We start from the raw sequence: 18,934 nt of genomic DNA, 5'->3' as shown, positions 1-18,934 counted from the left end.
ATTAACTACTTTTTTTCACCACGCTTAAACCAACCACGACTCACATAAGGTTGATTGGAAAAATGGGATTCATCGACAAAAAATATCTCAATAGCTTCTTTCTGTGCCTTATTTTTTATCTCCAATATCAGTTTTCCCACACCTGCTTTTTTTTCAGAAGCAGACAGTGTGTTTTTGGGCACTGTTTTCGAAAAACGTTTATACACAAACCCTAGTTTATTAAGGGATTTTACTAGCGTATTCTCACAGACTGATAAGCCTCGTTTTTCAAACCAATCTCGTAGTAGATTAATTTGCCAGCCTGCTTCTTGGTAACCATGCACTTGAGGGGTCTTGTCTAACAATTCCAGAAGTTGTGCTTCCAGTAGGGGTGCTTTCGTTGCTGGACGTCCAGATTTGTTTCGAGTCTCCAATCCGGATATTCCTTCTCGGATATAACGCTTCAGCCATAGTCTTATCGTGTGTTCATTACGACTGACATGGTTTGCTATTTCTGAAACCGATTTTCCTGCATGAGATAACAATACGTAGGAGGCTCGTTCGCCTTGGCTTGATTTTTGAATACGTCGTAAGCGATTTAACGATGCTTTTTCTTCTTCATTAACTTTCACTCTTATCATGCTTATTCATTCACTTAAAACTGAATGATAACTTACCCCATAAACTTTTTATAGATACTTAATGCGGTCTGCTTAATGACGGTAGATATCTTTATCTCTGTAACGATCTAGCTTGGTTGCGATATTGCTTAGAGAATGTACATAACAACGAAGGTACATCTCTGGGTCAAGAAATAGGGCATGTGCCGGAGGATAATTACTATTGCTACTTATGGCCAGTAGAAAAAACAGATTATTTAATGTCTGCGCTTTATGATTTTAACATTTGGAATGGCTTGAGTATATTTAAACAGAGGGAAGATTCTATCGAGTTGTGGGGATTTGCTGCAGACCGACAAACCGATGGAATGCAAAACTTTTATATAGAAAATATAGAGCTTCTCAAAACGTTTACAGGTTCTTTTAACTTAGCTGCAGCTGATCTCATATTGCCTACTAATAAAAATTTAGCAATTTATAAAGATTTTAGACCTTTAATGCATTTAGATGAATATGATAGAAAAAAGATTGATGAATTTATAAAGCTTACTCCTATCAATAAACGTCCTCTAATGACTGAAAATGGCGAAATATTTTTAGCAACTAAAGAGTTAGAGTGTCTTAACTTATTAGCTTCCGGAAATACTGCTAATCAAATTTCTCATATTTTAAACCTTTCTAAGCGCACTATAGAAAAGCATTTAGAAAACATTAGGCATAAATTAAACAAAAAAGATAAAATATCTATCATAAAGGTATATAAAGACAGTATTTTAAATTGGCTATAATGAATAAGTAAAAATGAAATATTGCTTCAAAACAGTATTCAATCTTGCTTCTAGGCTCGAAATTTTAGGAATTACTGATTTTTTTCATATAAGAGTTAATAAAAAAAGTCAATTTTTTATTTTGAGCAACAATAAAACTATCACTCATCATCTAAATGAAAGTAGAGATATTGGAACGTTACTTAGAAAAACAATTAAAACAGCTATTTGTGGTAAGATTTCTGTAGTATTTTGGAAAAACTATACAGGTGATATTTTTTTAGAAAAAATTTATCAACTAGGTATATGGAATGGTATTAGTGTAGCGCTTCCATTTGATGATTACATTGATATTTTTTCTTTTGCCTCCAATTTTCAGACTAAAACACTAAATACTTTTTATTTGAATCACTTTGGGTTAATTAAAAGATTTATTATTTTTTTTAGAATGAAAGCAAGAGGATTAATCGAACATGCTGGGCAAGACCTCTATAAACTAAATAAAAGTATTAAGTTATATTGTGAGGCCAATAAAGCGGAAAAAACAGCTATATTTAATACGATAAATCAACAAATTTTTTTCAAAAAATATTTTATAAAGACAGTCTATTTAAAGAAAGTAAATTTAACAGAAAAGGAAACGCTATATTTAGTGATGTTATTGGAAGGAAAAAGTATGTCTACCATTGCAAAAGAAATAGGTGTATCTCCAAGAAGTATAGAATCTTGTTTAGAAACCATTAAGTCAAAAACAGGATACCGTACTAAGTCAGAATTACTTAGTGCATTTCTGGAGAGTCATATTTATCAGCCGAGTATTAATTATGAAAGATATAATTGATGTTGATAAATTAAAGGAAAAACTAGCTGAATTTGCTAAAGTTCGTGAATGGGAGAGGTTTCATAGTCCTAAAAATTTGTCTATGGCAGTTGCAGGGGAAGTGGGTGAATTATTAGAAATTTTTCAATGGTATACTGAACAAGAATCAAGGTGCGTAAAAAATGATCCACTTGTCAAGGAGAGAGTAAGCCATGAATTAGCTGATATTGTTTTATATGTTACACGTATAGCAGACCAGTTAGATATCGATCTGAATACTGCAATCCTGAATAAGCTTGCTATTAACAATAGTAAGTATCCAGCAAGCAAAGTAAAGGGAAGTGCTAAAAAATACACTGAATATAATCCTCAATAATCTATTGCTGAACACAATGGGTGAATTTCATCTCTTAATTTAACCGCATTTTATACGTAATTTTTACGGTGTTGCTCTCTACAAAAAAACGGCATTATCCAGCGCTTCTTGCATCTCTTGATTTTTTAGATAAAAAACCAAGAGAAATTGTTAGTTATAAAGCAACGATATCACAAGGATAAAAGATGAGAGATTATACTGAAAATGATAATAAATCAGAATTAAAAGATTCATTTAGCAGTATAATAATTGATCTAAAAAGACAAATGGAATTGATTGTCGATCTAAATAAACCACTGGCGAATAAAAAAAAGCTCGCATTAACTTTAAATTATGATCAAGCTATTTACCCCTATCTTATAGGCGATCCTGATAGAGTACAACGTATTGCATTAGAGTTAATAACGAACGCGCTAAATTTTACTGAACAAGGAAAAGTGACATTAATTGTTCGGCTTATCAAAATCGACTACCGAGAAAGCATTATAGAAATTGCTGTTAGTGATACGGGTGTTGGTATTCCAAAGGATCAGCGAGAAAAGATATTTCATCGTTTTAATCGCTTAACTTCTTCTTACAAGGGTGCTTATAAAGGAGGTTGTTTCGGTTTAAGTATCGTAAAACGATTTGTGGACGACCTGCAAGGCGAAATTTTTGTAAAGAGCAAAGAAGGTGAAGGTACGATATTAGGTTGTTTTATACCCTTTCAACACTCATTAATCAAGGAGGCTGTGGGTATACACGAAGCTATCCCCTTATTATTAGGTCACTTGAACTAGATATTATATGGAGGAGATATTAAATCTAGCTTTACAAGCTATTGGAGGTGGAGTAAGAATTTAAAAAGGTGGATTAATGTGATATCAAACACTGGGTAAACTTGAATACTTATCGATATCGCTGTTATAGTTGTTTACCTCTTGTATCTCTAAAAAGCTCAACCTATTATAGAGTTAGAGTAGAACTATACTATATCCCCATTAAAATAAGAAGAATAATATGCCCAAAACATCTAGATTGAGCTACAGTGGATTTTACAAATCATATAATAGGGAAAAATTAAAATTTACTCAACAAACCACTGTTCTATGGATGCCAATTAGTGTTGGTCAACCTTATCATGAATCAGATAGCCTTTGTGATGTACTTGATCTTCTCGTAAAGCATTTTATAAATAGGCCGTTAGTTAATGTAGTTATTGCTGATACGGCTCAACGTTATAGTTTAGCTATAAAAAATAAAGAAACCCCTGATGCAATGCGTGATCTAGCAAACAAGAAAGGAAATATCTGGGGAGAAGGTTATAAGGATTTAATTGAAAATAAATTTAAAGAAAGTAAGGTCATTTATCACAGATGGGATGAGTGGACTAATCATGAGCTTTATGAAAAAGCACGACAAGAAATTGATAGTTTATATAGCAAAAAAGGCTCAGCATTTTATAATGCTATAGAAAGCGATGTTTTGAAATTTGAAAGGCGATATTCCGAGCGAGAAAATATTTCTTTTTCTGACAAAGAAAGAGAATATTGTAGAGAATGTTTAAAAGAAGAATGTGCTGTGCTAATTGTATGGGGTAAAATTTTAGTTCACCCTGGATATTGCTGCATTTTTTATCCTAAGCCAATGACTGATTGTATTTTATTTATTAATGAAAAATATACTTGTTTTATGTCAATGTTTTCTGAATTAAAGTCCAAATCTAAGTCTAAACTTAGCATGTTTCATACTAATTCTAGTACGGAAAATACTTCCAATGATCAAGCTAGTTCGTTTCTACAAATAAATCAATCATAAATTTTAAATGGAATAGTAAAAAATTAAAAATGAATACTTATGCTAATGCAAAATTGAAAGTTCTAGAAAGTGCTTTAAATGTTTTAAGTGGCCATGTTTATTGGAAAAATAAACATGGAAAATTTGTTTGGTGTAATAAAAAGCTTGCAGAAATTCTAGATCTTAAACATCAAAATGAAATTGAAGGCAAGACGGATTATGATTTGTATGAAAAGAATTTAGCAGAAAAAGTAGTTCAGCTTGATAGCAAAGTTCTTGCCACTGGGAAAGAATATCAAATTGAAGAAATGGGCTTAGATATAAATGGTGACCCAGCAGTTTATTTATCAATAAAAACGCCTCTTAAAGATGAGTTAGGTAATATTGATGGTTTAATTGGTATATCTATTGATATTACCGAAAGAAAAAAGAATGAAGAAGCATTAAGAATCGCTAAAGAAAAAGCTGAGTTAGCGAATGAAGCAAAGACAGAATTTTTAGAGAACATGCGTCACGACATCCGTACACCCTTATCGGGGATTGTGGGTTGCGCTCATTTGATTCAAACACAAGCAAACAATCCAAAAAAAGTAACGGAATATGCAACAGATCTTGTGGACTCAAGCAATGCTTTATTGGAGTTCCTAAATAAAATTTTAGAAAGCATACAGGTAGCCACTGGGGAAATACCACTCTTAAAGAAGAAGTTTTCCTTATATAAAATATTAGACCAGGTCGTACGCTTAAACAAACCCCAGGCAGATGTAAAAAATCTGAATTTACATTTTGATTATGATAAAAATATCCCTCCGTATTTGCTGGGCGATCCTATCCGTATACAACGCATTACTCTGGAATTGGTGACGAATGCATTAAAGTATACGGATAAAGGCGAAATTAAAGTCAGTACACGTTTAATAGAGAATAAAAAACGTGAAGTAATCATTGAATTGTGTGTCAGTGATACAGGGATGGGTATTCCACGAGATAAGCATCATGAGATTTATACGCGTTTTACCCGTTTAACTCCCTCGTATCAGGGTATTTATCCAGGAACAGGCCTCGGTCTTTCGGTGGTTAAACAATTTATTGATGAATTAGGTGGCGAGATTCATCTAGATAGCCAACCCAATCAAGGTTCAACCTTTAGGTGTTTCATTCCTTTGCAAGAAGCATTATCCCCAGCCGATTATGAAAGTGAATCAGAAGAGATCTCATTGTTTGCAAAAGGTGCTCACATCGTCACTAAAAAAGCGACTGAAGCATCTGAGTTACAAGAAATGTTTGTGACAACAGGAAGTCGCGTGTTAGTGGTTGAAGATAATCCCATCGCTGCCAAAGTAGCACAGGGTGCTCTGTTAGAGCTTAACTGCCAAACGGATATTGCTGTAGATGGGAAAACAGCATTAACTTTGGTAGAAAAAAACTATTATGATCTGATATTGATGGACATTGGCCTTCCGGATGGCGATGGTTGTGATGTAACACGTCGTATTCGATTAAAACAATGGCAGAGTAATCCATCAGTTCCCATTATTGGATTAACAGCGCATACCGTTGAAGAAAAGAAGAAACGTTGTCTTGAAAATGGAATGAATGCGATCTATAGCAAACCATTAACCCCTGAGAAAGCCTCAGAAATACTCAGTGTATTTCTATCGCATTCACAAGCTACCACTTCGGTTTCTAAAGAAGACCATGATGAATCTTCCAATGATAATTTACAATCATTGCCACTTTTAAATAAAGAAAAGGCGATAGGATTACTGGGCAGCGAAGAAACACTTCATGAATTGTTGGAGTTGCTCGTCAGTAGCTTAACAAAAGAAATAGCGGAGCTAAAACAGTACCATCAGAACAAGGATTGGCAGGGTATAGGCGCGTTGGCTCATAACAAGTGAGTCGCTATGCTCCCGAAGAATTTCGGCCATCGTGTCCCCGAAATTCGTTCGCATGACGCGACTGAAATTAGGCCGCGATACGTCCTGCGTCCGGCACGCACTCACTCCTTCGGAGTTCATGCCCGTGCCTCCCACAAATGACTTTACGGCGTGATGCGTTTCCTGCTTCGCCCGTCAACGCACGCCTATCGCGGGCTCTTCGACTTCGCATTGCTTTCACAATGCTTTCCTGTCTCATCGATGGAAAGGGGGAGCTAGTTATTGTGGAGCGACTCGCTTAGAGCAAGTTTGTAAAAAAATACAAACGGTACTGCGAGCGAAATCGCCTGAAAAGACCGAAATACTTTATCAAACCTTACTTCAAGTTGTAGAAGAAACTAAGGGAGCAGCCAGAAAGATTATAGGATCAAATTAAATATGTAGAATAGTACATATAAAAATTCCCTTTTATAATTTAACCTCTTTACCCGCGATCAAATCATCCGCAATTTTATTAAGCTCTTCATAACTATAAGCAAATTGCGGATCATCTTCCATCATATTTAACGTTAGTAAAATAGCTCTAAATTCATTATCAATATCTTGAATATGAGCCAGATATATAGAGTATGTCCAATATCCAATTGACTCTATAGCTTCTTTATTAGAGACGTGTTGCTTAAGCTCTTTTCCAAATTCTTCTCGTGTATAGGCCATTTTTGTCCGAATAAAGATCGACTAAACATATTTTACCCATATAAAAACTATTTTTTTATAATTTAACCTCTTTACCTGCGATCAAATCATCCGCAATTTGATTAAGCTCTTCATAAGAAAAAGCAAACTCTGGACCCAATTCCATATAATTTAATGTTAGTAATATCTTCCTAAACGCACTATCAATGTCTTGAATGTGATCTATATATGTAGAGTGTGCCCACTCTCCAATTAATTCTGTAGCTTCTTTATTAGCGACGCGTTGCTTAAGCTCTTTTCCAAATTCTTCTCGTGTATAGGCCATTTTTGCCTCCAAAATAATTAACTAAAAATAAATTTACTTGCGTAATTCATTTTTAGTTAGTAGATAATGTTGACCACGCACGTAATTCACTTTTAGTGGGTGGGTAATGTTGACCACGTAATTTTTGCCCATCAAGCGTTTTAGGATGCACTCTATTCACATTTCCTTTTTGATCGTAGCATTCGTTCCAAGTACGAACTTGTCCCGTTTTAGGATTATACTCTGTAACATATGCGGCACCTCTAGTGGGCCCTGGTGTGCTGGACGGCCGTTCATTCTCGTAATAGCGTATTCGGCCATCAGGCAACTGTTGAGTTCGTACAGCATCTTGTTGTCCACCTTGTAAAATACTCAGTTTCTTATGTAAGATCTCCCGAGCATGGTTACTTTGTGCTTGGTAATTTATCCTATTTTGCGCTGATCTCTGCCCTACTTGGTTAGTTTGTCTGGCTAAAACCTGCGTCTGCGCCGCACCAATCTGTCTGGCACCCCCTAAAATATGCACACCGCCATACACGGTACGTGTATGGCCTTTGTCTACATCATGCCGAAAACTGGCCGGTACCCATAAACAGGTTCCTTTTATATCGATTTCGTCGGCATCGCATGCAAAACCTAAGTCAACAAAGGATTTTTCTAATACTTTTCTTTCATCTAAGCGTTTTTTTAGTTGTTGTTTATGTTGCTCTAGTGCGGCGGGCGTTTCTTTTTCAACAATGTCATCTATCACTAATAAAGAATGATTCATCGCTCTATCTAAACTTTCTTCGGTATGTTCGGGATAGACCTCTTTGATCTTCTTAGCGACTTGCTTTTTATCATAAGCCACTAACTGATCAAGCAGCGGCTTATCGTTAGCTTCTAAAAATTTATCGATGAGTTGGCTCGGGTTCGAAAAAAATAACCCGGCTAACTCGTTTTTAAATAACTCGAGTAATTGTTTGCGACATGCGGTCTTTTTTTGAGATTGTAAATCTAAAATAAGCTGAGGTACTTTAGGGTCAATCGCTTCTGATCGGATCTTGTGCGATACACTATTCCAACCCGAACGTCCATGCTCAGCAATAATTTTTGCTTTGGTCTCTTCATAAAATTTATCGCAAAGTTCGACTATTTCAGGGGAGTTTTTAGTAAAGCTTAAACTGCCTATTTGTCGTCTAATGTCATTCAGTGAAGTTTGTCGTGATTGTGTCAGCTTTTCTTTGGAAAGTTGACGGCGCCATTCCTGGAACTGCTCCCTTGTATTCTCTCTAACAAGTTTTTTAATTTCTTCTTCTGTTTCTTTCCAGTAGTCATGTTCTGCAGCGGTCCAATATTTCTTATCTTGTAAGCGGTTTTCTGATAACTGAATTTCTTCTTTATTTGCGGCACGTTGCGCGGCCATGATATTGACTAAAGTCGCTACTTTACTGAGTTCTCTTAGGCGTCCAAACTCAGGAAAATAAATAGCAAATTCGTTGTAGTATTTAGTAAATTCTTGTGCAAAGATAAATTCAGGCGAGTAACGATGCGGCATATCCGCTTTAGTCGCTGCTTTTAAAACAATCCTATAGATCTGACGTAAAGATTCTGAATCGTCTATTTTAACTTTTTCGTTTTCATCACGTGGTCGTCCATTTAAGCGGATTAAAAGGTGCTTATCACCTTCTAAGGAACAACGGGTGGTTGCTTTATGATTTTCCCAAAAAATAAGCTCCCAAGATTCTTTAACGATAATTAAGGCCGAATCAGGGATGACACGCTTTCCTTCCTCTAATGCTTGTTTTTGTTCGGGTGTCAATACGTAACAATCCCAGCCTTCCTCTTCATCAGCTTTATCGACCAGATTACCTTCGGCATCACGGGTGAGCTTGTGATGTTTGACCACCATTTTGAGGTCGCCTAAGGCAAATAACACATGACCATCTTTATTCGCATTTTCATCATCAATCGCTAGATCGACTTCCTCTGATTCAATCCAAAAACGATTAAGTGATGCTTCATGATGGCTGGCATGAAAATCCGTGATTACTTTTTTGAGATAATCAGGAAGATGCTGAGTTATTTCGTCTAATGATCTGAGTTGATAAGGATCACGGCGCTGTACTTCTTGATCGACGGTTAAAAATTTTAATAAGTAATCCGTCAGAAACATCGTATGTAGCAGCGGCGAGTGATGCAGCGTCGTCGGCGCAAAACGCATTTGGTTAAAGGGGTGATATGGCATATCAGGATCAGCCGCATCTAAACTGAACAGCGCGGATCCCAGGCGACGCTGAAACATCTCATTTAAATCAAATAGCGTTAATAAACGGTTGTAATCGCTTTCATTGTCTTCACAATAATCCAGAATGAATGCCATATTTCCGGATTTATAACTGATTTCTACACCGTGTATTGTTTTATAAGTGGGAACATTCTCTTTTTGAGCTAAGGGCAATGCCGGTTCAGGTTGGGTCCAGCCTTCTTCACTTAAATTATCTAATGGCCACGGTGCATTGAGATTGTAATCCAGATCGTCGCTTGTCCATTCTTTACTGACTAATAATTCCTGCATTAAGCGCTGACGGAATTTTTTTTCTAATTCAGGATCATGATTCTTTTGATACCAGTTTTTTAAACAGGCTTCATACGCTTGATAAAAAACACGTACGTAACTGTGATCAATTTCGGCTTTTTCTACATCCTCTTTTTTGTTATCAATCTTATCAATTAATGCGTGTAATAATTGCCGCATTAAGAGCAAATTTTTATCTTCTTCGGCCAACAAATTGGCATTGGATTGTGTTGCTTGGAAAAAGGGAAATAAATCCGCTAGCCAGAGTGCACGATGTTGTAGTGCCTCTATTATTTGTTCTGATTCGGAATGAAGATAATGACAAGACATCAAGCATTTTATGCTGTGTAGGCAAGCATACAGTTCAACCTCGGGTGTAGCATGGCGAGCGACACCGATAGCTTCAAGATAAATTTGAGCAACGAGTCTTTCATCCGCCATACGCAGGATGGGATTTGATTCTTGTGCAGAGGCTTTTTGTAATGTGAGCCCAATTTGTAATAAGGTATTAACAAGAACCGCATATTCTGCAAACCCCATGATGGCAGGTAACCAATCGAGTAAATGAAAGGCTTTTTCTCTATAAAAAGCGGCTCGATTTTCATGTGTCGTAAAGCTACGTTTCTGTATATCTTGCTCTAGTTTAAATAGTAACCGTGCGTATCGCAGTAGTTGGGTTAGCTGTCCACTGGACTGATCTGCCGATTGCTTTTCAGAGACTTGCGATTTCAGTTTTTCAATTAATTTTTCTATCGCCTTCTGGCCGTTGAATACCCTTAAAAAAGATTCCTCTAATACCTGTTCATCTGATAGCCAATACCAATGTAACGCTTGCGCGTGTAAATGACGGAAATATTTACTTTGCAATAACGGCGCCATAAAAGTCATGGACTGATCAGCGGTTACTTTAGCGTAATCAGTTATTTTCTTTAAGGAATAGAGTATTTTTTCGGTAGGTGTCGTTTCTCTAGCCGCTATCAATAAAATTTCGTAAATACCCTGATATAACTGGGATTCATAGCCTGCCTGTTGTCCTAATGTTTCTAGTTGTTTTAGTTTCCCAGAAAATTCTTGGGTTAAATCTTGAAGTGCTTGCCAAGAATAATGACCCTGTAAAAATTCTAAAAAGTAGTTAACCGACTTTTCGGGCGTTAACGCTTGAAAGCTGATATTCAGCTCTGCATCTGTTGTTTTTCTTTGTTGCATCAACGCAAAAATATGGCTTTCTTTTTTATCTTCTTTGCTTAGATACAGATCGGAGTGAAAGGGTTTTAGATATTGAGCCACCGAACTTTTGTGAAGTGGTTTAGCATAGCATTGTTTAATAAACTCACTATGTTGTTTTCTAAACTTTTGCGAAAAAGAAGTGCCTGCCGTGGGTAAATAACCCTCTGGCGTTACTACCATTTCACTCTCATTAGAGGCATTAAAAACGTACCAGTCTTTATCAAACTGTTGTCTTTTGAGTGGATCGCTGAGTGTTTGATAAGCGGTAGTAAGTAAAGACATTTTCTGAGCATCGCCACCCTTATCCGGATGTTCCAATAAGGCTTTTTCTCGATAAGCTCTCTTTATGGCTTGCGATGAAGTATTCGAACTGACACCTAACACGTGATAGAAATTATGCATTTCTTTGATTCCTTATGCTCAGTTATTATTTTGTATGACCTAATCTTTATTTGAATAAATTGAATAGACCTTTATTTTCCCAGGGCATAGATGGTTTAAGCATCTGTGAGAGTTGATGAAGATTGATAGCTTGTTTAGATTCAAGCAATTGATTAATGTTTGCGGTGCTTAACTCTAAGCCTTGTAAGTCACTACCTTGCATGGCTTGTTGGCACCAGTATAAAGCCTTATTTTGATCACTAAACGGCGGTGTTCGATAAAGATTAAATAGCTGTAGCTGTTTATCCGGATTCATTTCATGCGCTAATCGATCTAAGATGAGCAGTGCTTCCGAGTGTCCCAACTGCGCTGCTTTTATGAAGCAATCAAATGCTTTTTCTTTATTATCAGATTGACACTGCAAGCCTAACTGAAATACTGAGTCCTTGTCCTCAGCTTTTTGATCAGTTGTCTTTTTATAGAAACTGAAAGGATTTTTTTTATTCTCTATAACTGGCTTTTCTTTTTTAGCATCATGGGCCGAATTATTTAGCTTTGAGCTAGGATCTTTTAATACTTCTGGTTTTTTCTGATCCTTTAAATTATCTTGTTCTTTTGGTTTCTTTGAACTTGTTGATGCTTTGGGAACAGCTGAATTTTTAGAAGAGGTTTGTTCTTCTTTTTTATGAACAATGGGTTCTTTCTGATCCGGTAGATTTGTTTTATTTTTTGGCGTTTTTAAACTATTTGGCTCTTTTGGAATTGCTGAGCTTTTAGAAGACGCTGGTTGCTTTTTAAAGCCTAATAATTCATGTACTGTTGGTATTCTTCCAAATTGTTTATATAAAATATCAAATCCTATGACTTCGTCTAATTTTGGTATTCTCCCAAGTTCTTTATGTAAAGTATCAAACCCTAATATTTCGTCAGGAGTTGGTTTCCTTCCAAGCTCTTTATAGAAAAGATCAAATTCTAATTTCTCCTCAATGCTGAGTACTCTTCCAAACGCTTCACAGAATTGTTGATATTCTCCCAGTTCCTTAGGCTTAGGTAATTTTCCAAGTTGATCAAGTTTCTCACAGAAGATGTTCAGGTAATGGGTGCCATAGAGGACGAAGGGATCCCGAATTTCTGAAACTGTAAAAACTTTTGTGTCCTGTAAGTCTTTTAAACTTTTTAGCTGATGTAATCGACAAGCAGCGATAGGATCACCTAGGGCTTTTGCTTTCTCATAGTACTGTACAGCAGGCTTATCATTCTCTATAACAGAAGTGATGGATTGTTCACTAGCAATCTCGCCTCTTTCATACATTTGAGCAAGATATAATGCCGCTTTTGGTTGCTCTTTACTGCATGCAATCAATTCATTTAAAGCCTCTTTGGAACCTGCAATGGCTGCTTTCCTATACCATATCAACGTAGCGGCTAAATCTTTTTTAATGCTTTCTTCAGGCGTAGATAGGTGATCTTCCTTAAAAAGTAAGGCCGCTCTATACATGGCAGGTGCATAGTTTTCCTTACTTATTTTTTTATACTCACCTGGTGACAACCCTATAAAAATAGGCCAGCTATTCCCTTCAATAATCGCTTCATAAAAACCTAATGCTGATTTCCATCGTTCACCACATTCGTTATTTCTTCCCCAGTAATAAAAAGCGTCAACAAGAGATTTCTCTTCTTTAGAAAGTTTGCCTAAATGATAGTAAGCCTCTTTTTCTTTCCCTTTCTTAGCAGCTTCTAAATAATATCTTCTCGCCAGTGTAAAGTCTTTTCTAAAATTGTAGTATCCGTAATGAAAGCACATACCAAAACTAAGGTCATCATGATTTCCAAGCAAGTAAATAAACGATTTTTTTAAAAATGATCCTGGCATCTATATTTTTATCCTTATTGTATTTTTTCATTGCATTAGATGAGACTATGCAGAAAAGTATATTCTATTTTTGTTTATTAAAACAAGAATAATAATCGTTTGTATTTAAGGTAGTTAATGCAATATTTATTTTTAATACTAAATGGTTAACAAAATAATCGGACTTTGTTTTTATACGTTAAGCAAAGACATCGCTTACTATACAAGGGGCACTAGTGGGGCAGTTAAGTATAAAAAACTACGTTTAATTACAATAGGTGACAATAAGAAAAATAATCTAACTCATTGATTTAATTATAAATATTAATTCTCTATTGTTGATATTTATAGCGAGAAATTGATTTGTAATCAGTAGGTCCCGGGTTCGACTCCTGGTTTCGGCACCAGTTAAATCAATGACTTACACTACTTTTAGATAATCCCTTAAATTTCCCTGCGCGACTTTTGCGCGACTTACTTTGTTTGGATTCATTCTGAGCAAAGTTAAACGTGGCCCTTGTTCCATATTACACACCTTATTTGTTGCCTCAATTAAGTTATTTAATTCAGCATTAGAATAATGCGTCGTAATTCGTCCATTCTTATGCCCTAATAAATCCTGTCGATCTTCAAATCCTACACCAGCTGCTCTTAACCGTCGTCCAAAAGTATGTTTAAGATCATGTACCCTAACATGAGGTAAGTCTGCTCGCAGACGTGCTTTCTTCCAAGCTGAATTTAACATACGATTTATTGGTTTCCCTTGAAATGTAAAAACATATTCCCGATTATTATTTCGTACAGTTTGAATTACTTCAGTAGCCACATTATTTAATATGACTAAACGATCTTGTCTATTCTTAACTTGCTTTCCTGGAATAATAAAAACCGAACTTCCTAATTCTGGAATAGGAATTTCCCATTCCCATTTCAAACAACAAATTTCTCGGTCACGACAACCTGTGTTAACAGCAAACAATGCCATTTTTCTAAGATGATCGGGCAATTCAGTAAATAACCTTCTTTGCTCATCCCAGTTTAATGGGAAAGGTTTTCTTTTATCTTCTTCTGCTAATAACTTAATTTTCGGTGCATTAAGCAACCAAGTTAAACCACATTCATCCAACCATTCGCCAGCAGCTAGATTTAAAATTCGACGAACAACTTGTAATCCATAATTGATCGTACGTGTTTTAACACCTGATTCTCGTCTTAATTGGATATAACTTTGCAAACTACCCATATGAATAGACTCTAAAAGCATATTGCCAACTAACGGATCAAGAAATGTTATCCACCTCGCATCTTCCTTAATACTCGATTTATGTTTATTTTCAATCAAATATTTCGTAGCCGCTTCTCTAAAAATCCGCTTAGGTCTAACTCCATAAACACTGGCTTGTCGAATCTGCTCAAGACGATGAACTAAATACCGTTCGGCTTCTTCGAGAGAACCTGATCCAGTGCTTTCTGAAATGCGACGTCCGTTGACTTTTTTGTTAATGTGCCAAATGTTCCCGCGTTTAACGAGTCCTGGCATTTTCTTTTTTCCCATAGTGATCTCCTCTTTAATGGAGGACGACCCTTACATTGCTTATAATCGTCCACCCACGCATCTAAATCAAGTCTGTCAAAAGCAATTCCTATCTCTCCGATAGGAACTACTGTTAAGTAAGGTCTAACTTCTTCATTAAATCGATGACGATCCATCCCTAAATAATTTGGTGCATCACGTAAGCGAATGAGTCTTGGTTGCATCTCATATCTCCTTTTATTACCTAACAAATGTTACCGGAACAAAATGTCGACATGCCGACGTTTTTATTCAATAAAATAGTTAACGCCTCTAAAAAATCATGGAGCATTTTTATGCAAGAGATAGGCGTTGAAAAAGCGATACGTTTCTTTGGAAGTATTACTGGACTTGCGAAAAAAATAAAAATAAACCGTGAAAAAATTTATAGATATCTTTCAGGTAATAAAGCGATTCCTAAGGAAGTGGCTGAAGAAATTGAATTTCTAACCAAAGGAGAAATAAGTTGTAAGGAATTATTACCCTGGAAAGTAAAAAACTATAATTTAATTTGTAAGGCACCTTGTATAACAAGGGAAATTTTAATAAAGAACATCATTATATTAAATATACCCCCTCTTTTCCCAGATCAAGAAAACTTATCCCCTCTCAATCAAAAACCTATTTGTGTTGATGAAAATAATTACCTTATTTATGGATTAGAAGCCATTAATGCTTGTAAAAAACAAGGAAAAAAGAGTGTATTTGGTTGGCGTCTTTCTCTTTCTGATTTATTGAATGGAAAGTATGACATTGATGATCTCATCCAAACTTTTGACTTATTAGAACGTACAGCTATTGGTATTAGTTTAGAAAAATTTATAGGAAACAGACAAGGATTACGCACTGATACCAAGGGACTTGTGGATGGTTCATCCACAAGTGAAATAGAAAAGGGAGCAAAAACGAGAAGTTTCATTGCTAAACGAATCGGTTTTGCTAGCGATTATACCTATAGACAATTAAAGAAGATATTACAGTCTGGTTGCCCAAAACTTATCAATCAAATCAAACATAACAAGATTTCTGTATCTAAAGCAGCCTCTTTAGCTGAGCTTCCCTCCACTAAACAAGTCACCCTTTTATCGAAACCCTATTAACCAATTAAGAGATAGTTATGCAATTTAATATACCTATACGTCACCACCAATCGAAATTACCTTTTAACTTTTGGAATGATACACAGGCCTTATATCCCTATGAAAAATTATGTTTAGCTTATCTATATACAAGCCCTTTTAGTAATCGGCTAGGATGCTTTTATTGCCCTCTAGATAACATCATTCATGATTTAGCATATGCTCAAGATGAAGACATTAGTGATTTAGAGAGCCTTGAAGAAAAAGCATTTGTTTCTGGTGATGCTTTAAGAGAATGGATTTATTTACCCCATTATCTTATCTATTTTCCTATACGAAATCCTAATCAAGGTAAACATATAGAAAGACTTTTTTATGATATCCCTTGGGAGTGTTCTTTTTATCCTGATTTAGTGCTCCGCTTGCTTTGTGTAGACCATCTATCAAACTCATTTCGTAAATATCTTGAACAAGAGTTATCCCGATTAATTAAAAAACAAATTATTAAGAGGAGAAAATAATGAACTTCTATTCTCCTGAAGCTGAAAAAGCCGTGCTGGGGGTGTTATTACTTGATAATAGTGCATGGCCAATTGTCAAAGAACAACTAACCTTTAAAGACTTTTATCGAAGAGAACATCAAGTTCTCTTCGATATAATTTCAAAAAAACTAGAACAAGGTGAATGTGTTGATAATCTAAGTCTTAGTAATGAAGTTAAAACTATTCCCGAACTAAAAGAAATCAACGGCGAACTCTATGTTTTTGAGTTATTTAATCAAACCTATAGTATCTCCAATATTGCTTCCCATGCCGCCATTGTTAAAAACCATTCGCAGCGACGAAAGTTTAAAGAGATATTGGACTATCTCGATAAACACGCAAATGAAGGGGATATAAAAGCCTTAGTTCAGCAAGCTTATCAAGAACTAGACCAATTAATCTTTACACCGTTACCAACACATCATGGCATTTTATATCAGAAGTTTTTAGATATTCAACCACAAGCTATTGATTGGCTATGGCCGAATCAAATTGCGCGAGGGAAAGTCTCTATCATTGCGGGCAATCCTGGTTTAGGCAAATCACAAATTACAGCGTATATGGCGGCTGTTGTTTCTAACGGGGGTGTTTGGCCAATCGAACAAACAAAATGTAATCCAGGAGGTGTAATCTTTCTTTCAGCCGAAGATGATCCGGCAGATACCATTCGCCCCCGTTTAGAAGCAATTGGTGCAGATTTAAGCAAAGTTTATATCATCAAACTGATTGAAAATAAAAAACAAGGAAAGGATATTAAACGTAGCTTCAATCTTAAAACGGACTTACCTAATCTAGAAAAACTGTTAAAAGAGATCTCTGATAAAGAGCTCTCTGATATTGCCTTAATTGTGATTGATCCTATTACCGCGTATTTAGGTCAAACTGACAGTTATAACAATGCAGAGGTTAGAGGGTTACTTACCCCCTTAAGTGAATTAGCAACCAAGTATAACGTGGCTATTGTGGCCGTTTCTCACCTTAATAAGAACTCAAGTCAAGAACCCTTATTACGTGTAGCGGGTAGTTTAGCGTTTGTTGCAGCCGCACGTTCCGCTTTTATTGTCATTGCCGATCCCAATGATAAAAAACGTCGTTTTTTATTACCTACTAAAAACAATATTTCTGAAGATAACTATGGCTTTGCTTTTTCTATTCAATCATGTTGGTTAAAAGACTGTCAGATAGCTACCTCCAAAGTGGTTTGGGAAAAAGAAACGGTCAATGAAGATGTACTCAATCTTATGAAAACATCAGATGACCCAGAAGAACGAGGTGCTTTACAAGAAGCTATCGATTTTCTTGCTGACCTTTTAAAAGATCGTTCAATGAGTGTTAAAAAGATAAAAACCTTGGCCCACCAATCGGGACATTCACAGATAACGTTAAGGCGTGCTAAAGAACGATTAGGAATTATATATAAAAAAGAATCTTTTTTAGGTGATTGGGTATGGATATTACCAAAAGAAATTAATTCTTCCCATCTTGATCATGCTGACGATCTTGCTCATACACAAAAAGATGAGCAACTTGATCAAGATGGGAGAGTAGATAATTTTTTACACAAAGCGGCCTCAAATTATCCTTATTCTGAACCAAAAAAGAACAATTTTAACTCAAATTGTTCAAATCTTGTCGATCTTGATCATGATCACGATCTTGCTCATATAGGATGTGTTAAGCAACATGATGAGCAAGATGAATTGGATAAATTATTATCTAATAGTATACATAATGAACTAGATAAACAAAATTTAACCAAAATAGAAGAAAACAACGCCTTTGTCATTGATCTCGATATTCCCATCAGTGATGGAGGTAAATACGATGAATAAAAATCCTCTTGCTCAGTTACGTCAGAAAGGAATCACTATCCAAGTGATTCCTTTTGAACAAACATTTAAATTGATTATTAATCCACCACATCTGATTAATGATAAAACAAAAGAATGGTTAATTAAACATCAATCAAGGTTGTACGATTTTCTTAAAAAAGAACAATACTTAAAGAAACTGATAGAAAATGTGGGCCGTCATGACAACTGGACGAGTGAAGAAATCGAAGAGATGTTTGATTTCGCGATTAATCAGATTGGCTTAGATGTTGCCATCTCCAGCTATCAAATTACCGCCAGAGCTCAGTCTCGTATTGTTTCTCTGGGCGGCTATAACAAAACAGCTTTCTGTAAAACTTGTCAAAAACATATTCTGTTAGATAAAAAAAGTCCCTATGAAGTTCCTCATTGCCCCTACTGTGAAAGAAACAAGGAGTCAACTAATGCTTAAGAACCTACTACAGAGAGTAATACCTTCCCTAGCACAATTCAGGGAAAATAGGACAAAGAAAAAATATGAGAAAAAGAAACAGAAAGTTTATTTCAAACTAGAGTCAGAAAAACAACAGCGTCTCTATCATTTTCTAAAAGCTAACAAATCTATTCGAGAAGAATGAGCACTTAAGCACCTAACAAAAACACTGGTTAAAATTAATGGCAGAGGTTAGATATG

Annotated in this window: 19 protein-coding genes; 12 read left to right on the top strand and 7 right to left on the bottom strand. The window is 35.8% G+C overall.

Annotated features, from left to right (window positions below):
* Positions 1–5: 5 nt before the first annotated feature.
* Positions 6–620, bottom strand: coding sequence for an IS630 family transposase (locus KX723_RS09705; protein ID WP_218814168.1), 615 nt, complete (start codon positions 618–620; stop codon positions 6–8).
* A gap of 182 nt (positions 621–802) precedes the next feature.
* Between KX723_RS09705 and KX723_RS00350 the strand changes: the two genes are divergently transcribed.
* The 6 genes from KX723_RS00350 (at position 803) to KX723_RS00325 (ending at position 6,239) form a co-directional block, all read left to right on the top strand.
* Positions 803–1,387 carry a helix-turn-helix transcriptional regulator gene (locus KX723_RS00350; protein ID WP_218814167.1) on the top strand — a complete coding sequence of 195 codons (585 nt, stop codon included), beginning with the start codon at positions 803–805 and terminating at the stop codon, positions 1,385–1,387.
* 13 nt (positions 1,388–1,400) lie between these two features.
* Positions 1,401–2,207 (top strand): helix-turn-helix transcriptional regulator, encoded by an 807-nt coding sequence (locus KX723_RS00345; protein ID WP_218814166.1) that lies wholly within the window; start codon positions 1,401–1,403, stop codon positions 2,205–2,207.
* Positions 2,191–2,562, top strand: coding sequence for a nucleotide pyrophosphohydrolase (locus tag KX723_RS00340; protein ID WP_246562464.1), 372 nt, complete (start codon positions 2,191–2,193; stop codon positions 2,560–2,562). The genes KX723_RS00345 and KX723_RS00340 overlap by 17 nt, the downstream gene beginning before the upstream one ends.
* 185 nt (positions 2,563–2,747) lie before the next feature.
* Positions 2,748–3,341 (top strand): sensor histidine kinase, encoded by a 594-nt coding sequence (locus KX723_RS00335; protein ID WP_218814165.1) that lies wholly within the window; start codon positions 2,748–2,750, stop codon positions 3,339–3,341.
* A gap of 220 nt (positions 3,342–3,561) precedes the next feature.
* Positions 3,562–4,359, top strand: coding sequence for a hypothetical protein (locus tag KX723_RS00330; protein ID WP_218814164.1), 798 nt, complete (start codon positions 3,562–3,564; stop codon positions 4,357–4,359).
* A 29-nt stretch (positions 4,360–4,388) separates the two neighbouring features.
* Entirely contained in the window at positions 4,389–6,239 is a 1,851-nt protein-coding gene (locus KX723_RS00325) for an ATP-binding protein (RefSeq protein ID WP_246562463.1), read from the top strand.
* 67 nt (positions 6,240–6,306) lie between these two features.
* On the opposite strand, the gene KX723_RS00320 is transcribed toward KX723_RS00325, so the two are convergent.
* The gene (locus tag KX723_RS00320) at positions 6,307–6,477 is read right to left on the bottom strand and encodes a hypothetical protein (RefSeq protein ID WP_218813323.1); all 171 of its coding nucleotides are present in this window, start codon (positions 6,475–6,477) and stop codon (positions 6,307–6,309) included.
* On the opposite strand from KX723_RS00320, the gene KX723_RS00315 reads away from it, so the two are divergent.
* Positions 6,427–6,654, top strand: a complete 228-nt coding sequence (locus tag KX723_RS00315) for an Hpt domain-containing protein (RefSeq protein ID WP_218814908.1) — start codon at positions 6,427–6,429, stop codon at positions 6,652–6,654. The two genes, KX723_RS00320 and KX723_RS00315, sit on opposite strands and share 51 nt — an antisense overlap.
* A gap of 32 nt (positions 6,655–6,686) precedes the next feature.
* On the opposite strand, the gene KX723_RS00310 is transcribed toward KX723_RS00315, so the two are convergent.
* The 5 genes from KX723_RS00310 to KX723_RS00290 form a co-directional block, all read right to left on the bottom strand.
* Complete coding sequence (locus tag KX723_RS00310; RefSeq protein WP_218814163.1) at positions 6,687–6,935, bottom strand: hypothetical protein; 249 nt, start codon at positions 6,933–6,935, stop codon at positions 6,687–6,689.
* Between the two features lie 55 nt (positions 6,936–6,990).
* Positions 6,991–7,239 (bottom strand): hypothetical protein, encoded by a 249-nt coding sequence (locus KX723_RS00305; protein WP_218814162.1) that lies wholly within the window; start codon positions 7,237–7,239, stop codon positions 6,991–6,993.
* A gap of 52 nt (positions 7,240–7,291) precedes the next feature.
* The gene (locus tag KX723_RS00300) at positions 7,292–11,404 is read right to left on the bottom strand and encodes a DnaJ domain-containing protein (protein ID WP_218814161.1); all 4,113 of its coding nucleotides are present in this window, start codon (positions 11,402–11,404) and stop codon (positions 7,292–7,294) included.
* A 46-nt stretch (positions 11,405–11,450) separates the two neighbouring features.
* Positions 11,451–13,256, bottom strand: a complete 1,806-nt coding sequence (locus KX723_RS00295; protein ID WP_218814160.1) for a tetratricopeptide repeat protein — start codon at positions 13,254–13,256, stop codon at positions 11,451–11,453.
* Positions 13,257–13,656: 400 nt separating this feature from the next.
* Positions 13,657–14,790 carry a tyrosine-type recombinase/integrase gene (locus KX723_RS00290; protein WP_218814159.1) on the bottom strand — a complete coding sequence of 378 codons (1,134 nt, stop codon included), beginning with the start codon at positions 14,788–14,790 and terminating at the stop codon, positions 13,657–13,659.
* Positions 14,791–15,020: 230 nt separating this feature from the next.
* Here KX723_RS00290 and KX723_RS00285 point away from each other — a divergent pair, with 230 nt between their 5' ends.
* The 5 genes from KX723_RS00285 to KX723_RS00265 are packed head-to-tail and all read left to right on the top strand — an operon-like array spanning position 15,021 to position 18,878.
* The gene (locus KX723_RS00285) at positions 15,021–15,908 is read left to right on the top strand and encodes a transcriptional regulator (RefSeq protein WP_218814158.1); all 888 of its coding nucleotides are present in this window, start codon (positions 15,021–15,023) and stop codon (positions 15,906–15,908) included.
* Between the two features lie 17 nt (positions 15,909–15,925).
* The gene (locus KX723_RS00280) at positions 15,926–16,408 is read left to right on the top strand and encodes a hypothetical protein (RefSeq protein WP_218814157.1); all 483 of its coding nucleotides are present in this window, start codon (positions 15,926–15,928) and stop codon (positions 16,406–16,408) included.
* The gene (locus tag KX723_RS00275) at positions 16,408–18,261 is read left to right on the top strand and encodes an AAA family ATPase (RefSeq protein ID WP_218814156.1); all 1,854 of its coding nucleotides are present in this window, start codon (positions 16,408–16,410) and stop codon (positions 18,259–18,261) included. Before KX723_RS00280 ends, KX723_RS00275 begins: the two co-directional genes overlap by 1 nt.
* The gene (locus KX723_RS00270) at positions 18,254–18,712 is read left to right on the top strand and encodes a hypothetical protein (RefSeq protein WP_218814155.1); all 459 of its coding nucleotides are present in this window, start codon (positions 18,254–18,256) and stop codon (positions 18,710–18,712) included. The genes KX723_RS00275 and KX723_RS00270 overlap by 8 nt, the downstream gene beginning before the upstream one ends.
* Positions 18,705–18,878, top strand: a complete 174-nt coding sequence (locus KX723_RS00265; RefSeq protein WP_218814154.1) for a hypothetical protein — start codon at positions 18,705–18,707, stop codon at positions 18,876–18,878. The genes KX723_RS00270 and KX723_RS00265 overlap by 8 nt, the downstream gene beginning before the upstream one ends.
* Positions 18,879–18,934: the final 56 nt, after the last annotated feature.

Source organism: Rickettsiella endosymbiont of Dermanyssus gallinae (genome assembly GCF_019285595.1).
Classification (GTDB): domain Bacteria; phylum Pseudomonadota; class Gammaproteobacteria; order Diplorickettsiales; family Diplorickettsiaceae; genus Rickettsiella_B.
Note: the sequence above shows the minus strand (reverse complement) of the source record. Positions and strands in the feature narration are given on the sequence as shown.

Excerpts from the sequence above, each read along its gene's own strand:
- KX723_RS00305 (WP_218814162.1), bottom strand. The coding sequence starts at position 7,239 with ATGGCCTATACACGAGAAGAATTTGGAAAAGAGCTTAAGCAACGCGTC.
- KX723_RS00300 (WP_218814161.1), bottom strand. The coding sequence starts at position 11,404 with ATGCATAATTTCTATCACGTGTTAGGTGTCAGTTCGAATACTTCATCG.
- KX723_RS00340 (WP_246562464.1), top strand. The coding sequence starts at position 2,191 with ATGAAAGATATAATTGATGTTGATAAATTAAAGGAAAAACTAGCTGAA.
- KX723_RS00265 (WP_218814154.1), top strand. The coding sequence starts at position 18,705 with ATGCTTAAGAACCTACTACAGAGAGTAATACCTTCCCTAGCACAATTC.
- KX723_RS00290 (WP_218814159.1), bottom strand. The coding sequence starts at position 14,790 with ATGGGAAAAAAGAAAATGCCAGGACTCGTTAAACGCGGGAACATTTGG.
- KX723_RS00330 (WP_218814164.1), top strand. The coding sequence starts at position 3,562 with ATGCCCAAAACATCTAGATTGAGCTACAGTGGATTTTACAAATCATAT.
- KX723_RS00285 (WP_218814158.1), top strand. The coding sequence starts at position 15,021 with ATGTTACCGGAACAAAATGTCGACATGCCGACGTTTTTATTCAATAAA.
- KX723_RS00320 (WP_218813323.1), bottom strand. The coding sequence starts at position 6,477 with ATGAGACAGGAAAGCATTGTGAAAGCAATGCGAAGTCGAAGAGCCCGC.
- KX723_RS00325 (WP_246562463.1), top strand. The coding sequence starts at position 4,389 with ATGAATACTTATGCTAATGCAAAATTGAAAGTTCTAGAAAGTGCTTTA.
- KX723_RS00275 (WP_218814156.1), top strand. The coding sequence starts at position 16,408 with ATGAACTTCTATTCTCCTGAAGCTGAAAAAGCCGTGCTGGGGGTGTTA.
- KX723_RS00295 (WP_218814160.1), bottom strand. The coding sequence starts at position 13,256 with ATGCCAGGATCATTTTTAAAAAAATCGTTTATTTACTTGCTTGGAAAT.
- KX723_RS00345 (WP_218814166.1), top strand. The coding sequence starts at position 1,401 with ATGAAATATTGCTTCAAAACAGTATTCAATCTTGCTTCTAGGCTCGAA.
- KX723_RS00310 (WP_218814163.1), bottom strand. The coding sequence starts at position 6,935 with ATGGCCTATACACGAGAAGAATTTGGAAAAGAGCTTAAGCAACACGTC.
- KX723_RS00280 (WP_218814157.1), top strand. The coding sequence starts at position 15,926 with ATGCAATTTAATATACCTATACGTCACCACCAATCGAAATTACCTTTT.
- KX723_RS09705 (WP_218814168.1), bottom strand. The coding sequence starts at position 620 with ATGATAAGAGTGAAAGTTAATGAAGAAGAAAAAGCATCGTTAAATCGC.
- KX723_RS00270 (WP_218814155.1), top strand. The coding sequence starts at position 18,254 with ATGAATAAAAATCCTCTTGCTCAGTTACGTCAGAAAGGAATCACTATC.
- KX723_RS00335 (WP_218814165.1), top strand. The coding sequence starts at position 2,748 with ATGAGAGATTATACTGAAAATGATAATAAATCAGAATTAAAAGATTCA.